This window comes from Streptomyces botrytidirepellens, assembly GCF_003721215.1.
Lineage (GTDB): Bacteria > Actinomycetota > Actinomycetes > Streptomycetales > Streptomycetaceae > Streptomyces > Streptomyces himastatinicus.
On sequence record NZ_RIBZ01000757.1, the window covers coordinates 1 to 10,212 of the forward strand.

Genomic DNA, 10,212 nt, shown 5'->3' on the forward strand with positions numbered 1-10,212 from the left:
CCGCCGCGCGTCCAGCGCCGCCCGCACCCGCGGGTCGTCCGCGAGCCGCGGCCGGGCGGTCCCCGAGGACCGCACGGCCGCCTCCCGCACGCCGAGCGCGGTCAGCACCCCGGCCGCCTTGGCGTGTGTCTCGGCGACCTCACCCCGCGGGTCGGAGTGGCGCACCAGCGTCGCCCCGACCGGCACCCGCAGCGCCCCGTCGCCGTCGATGTCGGCGGTGCGGATGAGGATCGGCGAGTCGAGGGTCTGCGCGCCGCCGCCGTCCCGCCCGATGAGCGCGAGCGCGCCCGCGTAGTAGCCACGGCCCCCCGGCTCGTACCGCTCGATCACCCGGCACGCGTTCTGTACGGGCGACCCGGTGACGGTCGCCGCGAACATCGTCTCCCGCAGCACCTCCCGCACGTCCAGCGACGAGCGGCCCCGCAGCTCGTACTCGGTGTGCGCGAGGTGCGCCATCTCCTTGAGCCGCGGCCCGACCACGACGCCGCCCATGTCGCCGACGGTGCACATCATCTTCAGCTCCTCGTCCACGACCATGGACAGCTCCTCCACCTCCTTGGGGTCGTGCAGGAACTCCAGCAGCCCGTCCACCGACGCCCCGCCCTCCGGGTAGCGGTACGTCCCGCTGATCGGGTTCATGACGACCGTCCCGCCGGACATGCGTACGTGCACCTCAGGGCTGGCCCCGACCAGCGTCCGCCCGCCGCCCAGCCGTACGACGTACGTCCAGTACGCGCCCCGCTCACCGGCGAGCAGCCGCCGGAAGAGCGCGAGCGCGTCGGTACTCGCGAACCCCGGGATCTCGCCCTCGAAGGTCCGTCGGATCACGAAATTGGCACCCTCCCCGGTGCCGATCTCGTCCTCGATGACCCGGCTCACGATCTCCGCGTACGCGTCGTCCCCGACGTCGAAGCGCCCGCCCTCGACCCGCACGTCGTGCGCGGGCAGCGCGTCCAGCAGCTCGGCGAGCGGCAGCGCGTACGTCTCCTCGGGCCGCAGCACGGCCAGCGGCGTCCCGTCGTCCCGTACGTCGAACCCGCGCTCCCGGATCTGCCGGAACGGCACCAGCGCGAGCGCGTCGCTCACCGGCCCGCCGCCCTCCGGCGCCCCGGTCGGCAGCGGGATATCGGTCAGCCGCTCCACCTCACCGGCCGGACCGATGAGCACCTCGACGGTGTCGGCGGCATGTCCTGGCGTACGGCGGTGCAGCAGGGCGAAGGGCGGGCAGTCGTCGGCGAGCAGGCGGGCGACGAGGGCCTGAGCGTCTGCGTTGTGCATGGCGGGTTCCTTCCGGAGAGGAGGAACGACCCGCGGAAACGCCGAAGGCCGCCCCTCGGGCGGCCTTCGCGTGTGTCTGTGGGTGCGCGCGATTCAGTGGGCCGCCGGATGAGCGGTCCACCACCAGGTCATGGTCAGTCGCGCGAACATGGTCAGGACTCTACCTCAGTCCCAGGGATTGGCAGGCTGGCCGTCGATGGCCGTCCAGAATCGGGTGTTCTCCGGTACGTAGCCGTAGGCCCAGAAGGACCATCCACCGCCGTACTCCAGGTTGGGGCCGTAGCGCCCGTCGTGGTGCTCGCCCATCCGCCAGCCGGGCCCGTAGTACTGCTCGCAGATGCCGTCGGCGGCCGCCCGGCTGGTGAGCTGGGTGCCCGACACGGGCGGGGTCGCGGCCACGGTGCCGCGCGCCCAGGGGTGGTAGAAGTCCGGGGTGATGCTGCTGGGCACCGGCGCGCCGGTGACTCTGAGACACAGCACCGGCAGCACGGCGGTGGCCGGGGTGTCGCCGCGGTACGCGTTGGTCTGGGGGTCGGAGCTGACGCGGATCGTGCCGTCGGCCTGCTTCTCGGCGACGGTCCAGGTCATCCCGGCGTGGGTGGCGGCAGGCGTCTGGGGCGCCGCCTGGGCCGCCGGGGTGGCGGTCAGCGACATCAGCGCGAGCGAGGCGGCGGCCGCGAAGGCGGCGGCGCTGCGGCGGAGCAACTTCCTCATGAGAGCACTCCTTCGGATGAGCACCGGCCACGAGGGTGGGCCGGTCACCCGAACAGCGTCCGAGGAGCACACGATTCCATCGCGGTTTCTTCACGGGATGGCCGTAAGTGGCCCCAGGAAGCCCGAATAGCCGCTCTTGCGCGGGGGGGTGGGATGCGGGCGGGGTGTGAAGGTGGCGACCCCGGACGCCGGGGCTGTCGGTGGGGGCCGTTAAGTTACAGGGCCCGCGTATCGGTCTGATGCGCGGTCATCGTCATGCTCATCAACGGGGAGAACCGCTCTGTCCACGTCAGCACCGCCGCCCCACGGCCACAGCCCTTCCTACCCGGCGCAGCAGCCGTACCCGTATGGTCAGCCCTACCCGGGCGCCCCGGCACCGCCGCCTCCGCCCCGGCGCGGCTTCTTCAGCCGCTTCAACCTCAAGACCAAGATCCAGATGATCGCCGGTGTCCTGGTAGCGATCTTCTGCGGTGTCTGGTACGGGGTGCTGGGCAACGACACCCCCGACACCGGCCCGGCCAACACGGACAGCACCAGCGCGTCCTCCGCCGACGTCGGTGACTGCCTCCAGAACAAGGGCTCCGAGAGCGACCCGGACCTCACCATCGTGGACTGCGGTGGCGCCACCGCGGACTACAAGGTGAAGCAGCGTGAGGTGATGGACTACAGCTGCGATCCGCAGTACGCGACGTACCAGCTGACGCGGAACGGCAGGCCGCAGTTCACGCTCTGCATGGAGCGCATCAGCAAGTGACGCGGTGTCCGTGACCGCCGCCCGTGTGTGGGGTGGCGGTCACGGTCGTTCAGAGGGTGCCGTTGGCGGCGGCGGTGACGAAGTCGCCGAAGGCGGTGGGGGAGAGGAGCAGGACGGGCCCGTCGGGGTTCTTGGAGTCACGCACGGCGACCCGGCCGGGTATCCCGGCGACCTCCACGCATTGGCTGCCGCCGATGTCTCCGCTGTAGCTCGACTTGCGCCACGCGGCGCCGTCGAGAGGGGCGGCCTCCACGCAATTGCCTATGTCGCTGCTGTGGCTGGATTTGCGCCACGTAGCGCCGCTCAGAGGGGCGCACTCCACACATTCGCCTTGGTCGGCGCTGTAGCTGGATTTGCGCCACCGTACGGCTATCGAAACAGGGTCATTGCCCATAGCGGTCCTCCATCACGCGAGCGATCAGGCTGGCCGAGTCCTTGATGGACAGCGCGGCGGCCTGGAGGTGAGCGTAACGGAGCGTGCGGTCGGTGACGTCCTCCGGATTGGCGGTCAAGTGGCCCACTTCGTAATCCTCGCTGAAGGCGAGGTCCGGGCTATTGCGGAAGCGGAAGAGGCTGAACGCGCCTAGAAGTCCGGCGTGCGCGCCAGCGGCGAAGGGCAGCACCTGGATGTGCACCGACCGGTGGTCGCGGAACTCCAACAGATGGGCCAGTTGGTTTCGCATGATCTCCCGGCTGCCGACGATCTGATGCAGCGCGGACTCGCCGAGAACCACCCAGATCAGCGCCGGGTTCTGCCGTTCCAGGATCAGTTGACGATCCAATCGGTTCGCCAACCGGGCGTCGAGGCTGTCCTTGTGGAGGACGCACAGTACCTCCCGTGCGTACTCCTTGGTCTGGAGACGACCGTGCACCACTGATGGCTCGAAGAAGTACGCCTGCGTGGCCTCCGCCTCCAAGTCGGCGATTTCCTGGGCCTGTAGCGGTACCTGGAAGCACAACGCCATCTCCAGCAGCCGCAACAACGCCCCGCCAGTACCCAACGTGTCGTCGAGCTGCATCGTGAACCGCCGCGTCGGAATCTTCCGCGCCGTCTCGTACTGACCGATCAGCGAACCCGTGCAGTACACCTTCCCGCCCAACTGATCCTGTGTAAGCCCGGCGGCCTCGCGATATCGGCGTAGCTCCGCGCCAAGGTGATGCATCGGAGACGTAGTCGGGTCCAGCTTTCGGATGTTCGGCATGACAGCCCCCCAACAACCAGCACGTTGTGTTCGTGAGGTAGCCCAGCGTAATCGTCCGGATCCATCCTTTGTGGCGTGAACGAAGACATTGCGTACCCGCCGCCCCACTACCACCTGACCTTCACCACGCTGTCCGCGCACGCGGCCCGCCACATCCGACGTATCGTCCGTACGTTCCTCGCCATGTGGGACATGCCGCATCTCGATGAAGCCGCCGGACTGGCCGTGACCGAGCTGCTGGCGAACGTGATCAAGCACGTGCCCGGCGGGAGCTGCACCGTGCTGCTGCTGGCGCAGGAGGGGAAGCTGCGGGTCGAGGTCGGGGATGCCTCGTCCGTCGTGCCCGTCAGGCGCGCGGCTGGGCCGTGGGACGAGAACGGGCGGGGGCTGGCGATGGTGGAGCTGGTCACGGACGCGTGGGGCGTGGAGCGGAACCAGGACCGACCAGGGAAGAAGGTGTGGTTCGAGCTCAAAGCATGAGGCGGGGCGTCTCACACCGTGGGCGGCGGGCTGGACGCGGAGGAAGACCCCGTACCCTTGTCCGGGTGACCGTGAACGCTGAATCCCACGCCGGTGGCAACACCTGGCAGTCCCTTCCCGCGGCGCAGCAGCCTGACTGGCCGGACCAAGAGGCTCTGCGCGATGTCATCGCTGAGCTCGAGGCCTATCCGCCGCTCGTCTTCGCGGGCGAGTGCGACCAGCTGCGGCACCGCCTGGGGGCCGTGGCCCGGGGTGAGGCGTTTCTGCTCCAGGGCGGTGACTGCGCCGAGGCCTTCGACGGGGTGGGCGCCGACCAGATCCGTAACAAGCTGAAGACGCTCCTCCAGATGGGCGCCGTGCTGACCTACGCCGGGTCCGTCCCGGTGGTGAAGGTCGGCCGGATTGCCGGGCAGTACAGCAAGCCGCGCTCGAAGCCGACCGAGACCCGCGACGGGGTGACCCTGCCGACGTACCGCGGCGACTCCGTCAACGGCTTCGAGTTCACGGAGGAGGCGCGGATCCCGGATCCGCAGCGGCTGAAGCGGATGTACCAGGCGTCGGCCTCGACGCTGAACCTGGTCCGCGCCTTCACCACCGGCGGCTACGCCGATCTGCGGCAGGTGCACGCCTGGAACCAGGACTTCGTGAAGTCGTCCCCCTCGGGGCAGCGCTACGAGGCGCTGGCGCGCGAGATCGACCGGGCGCTGAACTTCATGAACGCCTGCGGGGTGGACCCGGAGGAGTTCAAGACCGTCGAGTTCTTCTCGTCGCACGAGGCGCTGATCCTGGACTACGAGTCGGCGATGACCCGCACCGACTCGCGGACCGGCGACCTGTACGACGTGTCCGGCCACATGGTGTGGATCGGTGAGCGCACCCGGCAGCTGGACGGGGCGCACATCGAGTTCGCGTCGAAGGTCCGTAACCCGGTGGGCGTGAAGCTGGGCCCGACGACCACGCCCGAAGAGGCGCTGACGCTGATCGACAAGATCGACCCGGACCGGGAGCCGGGCCGTCTCACCTTCATCACGCGGATGGGCGCGGACAAGGTCCGCGACAAGCTGCCGCACCTGGTGGAGAAGGTCACCGCGTCCGGTGCGCAGGTCGCTTGGGTCTGCGACCCGATGCACGGCAACACCTTCGAGGCCGCGTCGGGCCACAAGACGCGCCGCTTCGACGACGTGCTGGACGAGGTCAAGGGCTTCTTCGAGGTCCACAAGGAGCTGGGCACCCACCCGGGTGGCATCCACGTGGAGCTGACCGGTGACGACGTCACGGAGTGCGTGGGCGGCGGCGACGAGATTTTCGTCGACGATCTGCACCAGCGGTACGAGACGGCCTGCGACCCGCGGCTGAACCGCAGCCAGTCGCTTGACCTGGCGTTCCTGGTCGCGGAGATGTACCGGGACCAGTAGCACCGAAACAGATCATTTACGCAGGTGGGGCGCGGATCACATCGATCCGCGCCCCACGCCGTTGTAAGGCTCCGGCATGACAGGTAAGGTAAGGGTTACCTTATTGATCAACGCTGGAGAGTCTGCCCGTGTACGTCTGCTCATGCTTCGGGATCACCGAGAAGCAGGTGCGCGAGCACGCGGCTACGGGCGCGTGCACACCGCGCCAGATCGCCGGTGCCTGCAAGGCGGGCACGGACTGTGGTTCCTGCGTACGCAAGATCCAGGCGCTCCTGGGCCGGGGCGCGTGCCCGCGCCGCGATGCCCCGCTCGAGCCCGTTGCGCTGTCTGCCGCGGCGGCGGTCGAGGTCGAGGTCGAGGCCGCCGAAGCCGCCTAGCCTGCCGTCCTGGCCCGTCAGCTGCTCGGCTGCTCGATCTGCTGGGCGATGTAGAGCGCCTCACCGAGCTTCTCGATCAGATCGAGCTGGGTGTCGAGGTAGTCGATGTGCTCCTCCTCGTCGGCCAGGATGCTCTCGAAGATGTTGGCCGAGGTGATGTCGCCCTTGGACCGCATCAGCTCGATGCCGCGCTTGAGGCGGTCGATGGCCTCCAGCTCCACCTGGCGGTCGGCCTGGAACATCTCGGTGACCGTCTGGCCCACCCGCACGTGGAAGAGCCGCTGGTAATTGGGGAGGCCATCCAGAAGGAGGATGCGGTCGGTGAGCATCTCCGCGTGCTTCATCTCATCGAACGACTCCGACCGGGTGTATGCGGCCAGTCGTGTCCAGCCATTGTTGTCCTGCATCTTCGAATGCAGAAAGTACTGATTGATGGCCGTCAGCTCGCCGGTCAGCTGCTCGTTGAGGAATTCCAGAACCTCGGGGTCGCCCTGCATCGAAGGGGCTCCTTCCCATCAGAAGGGGGAATGCCAGGTTCCGGCATCGTTGCATCGCCGCAGCTAGGGCGTCCAGCAAGGGCACGCTTAGTGCGAGTTGCCCCGCCGCCGCCCCGGTGCCGCATGCCCTGGTCCCGACCACCCCCGGCGGTCTGAGAGCATGGAGTCCATGGGTCAGTCGGAGCACCGCGAGGGAGAGCTTGCGCAGCTGCCCCCGGGTCAGCGACTCCAGCGCGGGTGGCCGGTTACGCACTATGGGCCGGTCCCGAAATTCCGGCCGGACCGCTGGGAGTTCCGCGTGTTCGGCGCGACGGCGGACGGGGAGAAGCACTGCTGGACGCATGAGGAGTTCTCCGCCCTTCCGTACTCGACGGTCGTCGCCGATCTGCACTGCGTCACCAAGTTCTCCATGCTGGGCGCGGAATGGGGTGGCGTCGCGGCGAGCGAGATCATCAAGCTCGCGCCGCCGGCGCCCGACGTCACGCACGTCATGGTGTGGGCGGAGTACGGATTCAGCTCGAATCTGCGGCTGACGGACTTCATGACCGAGGCGACCATGTTCGCCACCCACAAGGACGGCGAGCTGCTGACCGCCGAACACGGCTTCCCGCTGCGGCTGATCGTCCCGCACCTCTACGCGTGGAAGGGCCCGAAGTGGGTCCGCGGCGTCGAGTACATGACCGCCGACCGGCGCGGCTTCTGGGAAGAGCGCGGCTACCACAACATCGGCGACCCCTGGAGCGAGCAGCGCTACACGTACCAGGAGGAGCCGGGGGACGGGCCCGAGCTGTAGGGTCCGCCGCCCGGCTCAGTTGGTGCGGCTGGACCAGCCCTCGGGGAGGGCGCCGGGCGCCGTCGCGATGACCGACTCGTCGTCCGCGCCGACGTGCTCGAAGAGGGTGATCCTGGCGAACTCGGGCACGACGTACACCGGGTACGTCGGGCCCTGGTCGCGGTAGGCGCGCATCGCGTCGAGGTGGTCGTTCTGGTAGCAGACGGTGCGTTCGCCGTGCTCCTCGACCCAGTGCGGGAAGAAGATCACGCCGTGCAGGCGGCGCTTGCGCGGCATGACGTTCACCGAGACGGAGGTGCCGGTGGGCTCGTTCCAGGAGATCTTGAAGCTGTCGTCGTCCAGCTGGACCAGGTCGACGTGCTGGCCCTTGACCCAGCGGCCGCCGACCATGCCGGAGTGGATGCGGTAGTCGATGGTGTGGTCGTTCTTCACGTACATCTCGTACTGCCAGCCGTTGGCGTACGTGTAGATGAAGCGGTGGCCGACGATCCCGGAGAGGTCCTGCGGGGGGACGGGGTTGGCGACGGTGGTCATGGTCTGCCTCCTCGGGGTGGGTCTGGGTTCGGCTGACCATTCAATTTTGCAACAAAACTGTTTTGTGTCAAAACTGTGCTGCCCGGCAGAATGGGGTTCATGGACACCGCGACCGAGTTCGGCCGACTCCTCGGCCCCCTGCGCAGGGCCGTCCTGCGCACCCGCCACACCGCAGACCTCCCCGATCTGCCCGAGGCTCAGATCGAGCTGCTGCGGGTGCTCGCCGAGGGTGACGCGACCCCGCGCGAGGCCGCGGCGCGGCTGCGGGTCGCGCCGTCCACCGTCAGCAACCTGGTCCGTGCGATGACCGCCGCCGGTCTGGTCGAGCGCATCCCCTCCACCGTCGACCTGCGCACCGTGCGGCTCGCGGCCTCGCCCAAGGCGCTGGAGATGCTCGACGCCTACGACCGCACCAGCACGGCCGCCCTGCGCCGGGCGCTGGACGGCCTCGACCCGTCGCGCCGCGAGGCGCTGGAGCGGGCGCTGCCCGCGCTCGACGACCTGCTCACCGCGCTGGAGGCGGGTGGCTGACCGTCCGTCGGGCCGTTGTCAGTGGTACTGGTGCACCACCGCGTGCCCCTTCCCTCTCCCGATCATCCACTTGTTGACCGGGGTGGTCACGACGAAGGCGACCGCGAAGGAGAGGGCCAGGCTCAGCCAGAACAGCGCGTCGGAGAGGGTCGCGTCCATCGCCCCCGGGAACAGCAGCAGCGTGCCGTTGTCCATCAGCTCCATCACGGCGATCGACACGGTGTCCGCCGCCAGTGCGACCCGTAGCGCGCTGCGCAGGCCGAGCCCGGCGCGGAGGACGCCGCGCATCGTGAGCGCGTAGCCGAAGACGAAGGCGAGCACGATCGCCAGGATCATGGTGGGTGCGTTGTGCCAGGCCAGGGCTGTGCCGATGGCCATGCCCAGGATCTCGCCGATGGCGCAGCCGGTGAGGCAGTGCAGGGTGGCCTGGGCGGCCATGGGCCAGCTGGCGGGGGTGTTGCCGTGGCTGTGACCGTGTTCGCCGTGCGCGTGGTGCGTGTGGTGCTCCATGCGATCCATGTCGGATGCCCCCAGGGGGTAGTAGCGATCCTTCGGTGAAAGGAACGCTATACCCCTAGGGGGTATTCCTCAATGGTGTGGGTCGCTGTCTTTCAGCCGGTCTTTCAGCCGTCCCGCAGCGCCTTGAGCCGGGCGATGTCCGCCGCGTGCCCCTCGATCCCGTCGGCCCCGCCCGGCGTCTCGACCACCAGCGGCACCCCTTCCGTCGCCGGATGCGTGAACAGCTCCCGGAACGGCTCCTCGCCGATGTGCCCCGCGCCGATGTTCTCGTGCCGGTCCTTGTGCGCGCCCACCACGTCCTTGGAGTCGTTCGCGTGGATCAGCTTCAGCCGCCCCTTGCCGGTGACGTCCACCAGCTCGTCGAGCGTCTGCTTCATCCCGCCGGGCGCGGCCAGGTCATGACCCGCCGCGAAGACGTGGCAGGTGTCGAGGCAGACGCCGAGCTTGGGGTGCCGGTCCAGCGCCTCGAAGTACGGCCCGAGATCCTCGACCAGCGCGCACAGCGACGTCCCCTGCCCCGCCGTCGGCTCCAGGAGGAGCGGCGGATCGTCGTCATGCGTCAGCTCGTCCAGCAACGGCAGCACCCGCTCCCGCACCTGCGCGATCGCCGTCCCCCGCGCCCGCCCACCGGTCGCCGACCCGGTGTGCACGACGACCCCGAGCGCCCCGATGTCCCGCCCGCGGCGGAGCGAATGCCGCAGCGAATCGACGGAGCGGTCGGCGGTGGCCTCGGTGTGCGACCCGAAGTTGATCAGGTACGGGGCATGGATGTACACCGGCACCGACTGCTCGGCGCAGGCCGTACGGAACGCCTCGTCCTGCGCCGGAACGCCGGGCGGCGTGGCCCAGCCGCGCGGATTGGCGACGAAGACCTGCACGGCTTCGGCGCCGATGTCCCGCGCGTGCGGAAGTCCGGTGGTGGCGAGGCCACCGGCGACGCGGATGTGCCCGCCGATGGGATTGCGGCTGCGGTTCGTACTCACCCCTCCAGCATCCCAGCCCCCGCGGCCGAGTTGGGCGGCCCGGTGGTTCGTCCCCCGCCCCGCGCCTACCCGAACCCGGGGCTCCACCCCGGCCCCCGGGTGGGGGCTCCGCCCCCACACCCCCGCTCCTCAATC

General features: G+C 69.2%; 15 protein-coding genes. 6 read left to right on the plus strand and 9 right to left on the minus strand.

What is annotated here, in order from left to right:
• The 3 genes from EEJ42_RS38510 to EEJ42_RS38520 form a co-directional block, all read right to left on the minus strand.
• The coding region (locus EEJ42_RS38510) for a chorismate-binding protein (protein ID WP_123106808.1) at positions 1-1,278 on the minus strand (1,278 nt) is incomplete at its 3' end.
• A 93-nt stretch (positions 1,279-1,371) separates the two neighbouring features.
• Positions 1,372-1,428 carry a trp operon leader peptide gene (locus EEJ42_RS54790; RefSeq protein WP_106516695.1) on the minus strand — a complete coding sequence of 19 codons (57 nt, stop codon included), beginning with the start codon at positions 1,426-1,428 and terminating at the stop codon, positions 1,372-1,374.
• Positions 1,429-1,443: 15 nt separating this feature from the next.
• Positions 1,444-1,992 carry a flagellar hook-length control protein gene (locus tag EEJ42_RS38520; RefSeq protein WP_123106809.1) on the minus strand — a complete coding sequence of 183 codons (549 nt, stop codon included), beginning with the start codon at positions 1,990-1,992 and terminating at the stop codon, positions 1,444-1,446.
• A 436-nt stretch (positions 1,993-2,428) separates the two neighbouring features.
• On the opposite strand from EEJ42_RS38520, the gene EEJ42_RS38525 reads away from it, so the two are divergent.
• Positions 2,429-2,746, plus strand: a complete 318-nt coding sequence (locus tag EEJ42_RS38525; protein WP_123106810.1) for an LppU/SCO3897 family protein — start codon at positions 2,429-2,431, stop codon at positions 2,744-2,746.
• A gap of 49 nt (positions 2,747-2,795) precedes the next feature.
• Here EEJ42_RS38525 and EEJ42_RS38530 read toward each other — a convergent pair whose 3' ends face one another.
• Both EEJ42_RS38530 and EEJ42_RS38535 read right to left on the minus strand, forming a co-directional pair.
• The gene (locus EEJ42_RS38530) at positions 2,796-3,140 is read right to left on the minus strand and encodes a DUF397 domain-containing protein (protein WP_123106811.1); all 345 of its coding nucleotides are present in this window, start codon (positions 3,138-3,140) and stop codon (positions 2,796-2,798) included.
• On the minus strand, positions 3,130-3,948 hold the full coding sequence (locus EEJ42_RS38535; RefSeq protein ID WP_123106812.1) for a helix-turn-helix domain-containing protein: 819 nt from the start codon (positions 3,946-3,948) through the stop codon (positions 3,130-3,132). The genes EEJ42_RS38530 and EEJ42_RS38535 overlap by 11 nt, the downstream gene beginning before the upstream one ends.
• Before the next feature lie 75 nt (positions 3,949-4,023).
• Here EEJ42_RS38535 and EEJ42_RS38540 point away from each other — a divergent pair, with 75 nt between their 5' ends.
• From EEJ42_RS38540 to EEJ42_RS38550, 3 genes are all read left to right on the plus strand, one after another.
• Complete coding sequence (locus tag EEJ42_RS38540; protein ID WP_123106813.1) at positions 4,024-4,428, plus strand: ATP-binding protein; 405 nt, start codon at positions 4,024-4,026, stop codon at positions 4,426-4,428.
• A gap of 65 nt (positions 4,429-4,493) precedes the next feature.
• Positions 4,494-5,843 (plus strand): class II 3-deoxy-7-phosphoheptulonate synthase, encoded by a 1,350-nt coding sequence (locus EEJ42_RS38545; protein WP_123106814.1) that lies wholly within the window; start codon positions 4,494-4,496, stop codon positions 5,841-5,843.
• Positions 5,844-5,971: 128 nt separating this feature from the next.
• Positions 5,972-6,220 (plus strand): (2Fe-2S)-binding protein, encoded by a 249-nt coding sequence (locus EEJ42_RS38550; RefSeq protein WP_123106815.1) that lies wholly within the window; start codon positions 5,972-5,974, stop codon positions 6,218-6,220.
• A 17-nt stretch (positions 6,221-6,237) separates the two neighbouring features.
• On the opposite strand, the gene bfr is transcribed toward EEJ42_RS38550, so the two are convergent.
• Positions 6,238-6,717: a bacterioferritin gene (gene bfr / locus EEJ42_RS38555; protein WP_123106816.1), complete on the minus strand. Its 480-nt coding sequence runs from the start codon at positions 6,715-6,717 to the stop codon at positions 6,238-6,240.
• A 169-nt stretch (positions 6,718-6,886) separates the two neighbouring features.
• On the opposite strand from bfr, the gene EEJ42_RS38560 reads away from it, so the two are divergent.
• Positions 6,887-7,510 carry a sulfite oxidase-like oxidoreductase gene (locus EEJ42_RS38560; RefSeq protein WP_123106817.1) on the plus strand — a complete coding sequence of 208 codons (624 nt, stop codon included), beginning with the start codon at positions 6,887-6,889 and terminating at the stop codon, positions 7,508-7,510.
• A 15-nt stretch (positions 7,511-7,525) separates the two neighbouring features.
• Here the strand turns inward: EEJ42_RS38560 and EEJ42_RS38565 are convergent, their stop codons facing one another.
• On the minus strand, positions 7,526-8,044 hold the full coding sequence (locus tag EEJ42_RS38565) for a phenolic acid decarboxylase (protein ID WP_123106818.1): 519 nt from the start codon (positions 8,042-8,044) through the stop codon (positions 7,526-7,528).
• A gap of 99 nt (positions 8,045-8,143) precedes the next feature.
• Between EEJ42_RS38565 and EEJ42_RS38570 the strand changes: the two genes are divergently transcribed.
• Positions 8,144-8,575 (plus strand): MarR family winged helix-turn-helix transcriptional regulator, encoded by a 432-nt coding sequence (locus tag EEJ42_RS38570; RefSeq protein ID WP_123106820.1) that lies wholly within the window; start codon positions 8,144-8,146, stop codon positions 8,573-8,575.
• Between the two features lie 18 nt (positions 8,576-8,593).
• Here EEJ42_RS38570 and EEJ42_RS38575 read toward each other — a convergent pair whose 3' ends face one another.
• Both EEJ42_RS38575 and EEJ42_RS38580 read right to left on the minus strand, forming a co-directional pair.
• A complete protein-coding gene (locus EEJ42_RS38575) occupies positions 8,594-9,085 on the minus strand; it encodes a DUF4396 domain-containing protein (RefSeq protein ID WP_123106821.1) in 492 nt (163 codons plus the stop codon).
• 113 nt (positions 9,086-9,198) lie between these two features.
• A complete protein-coding gene (locus EEJ42_RS38580) occupies positions 9,199-10,077 on the minus strand; it encodes a deoxyribonuclease IV (RefSeq protein WP_123106819.1) in 879 nt (292 codons plus the stop codon).
• Positions 10,078-10,212 lie beyond the last annotated feature (135 nt).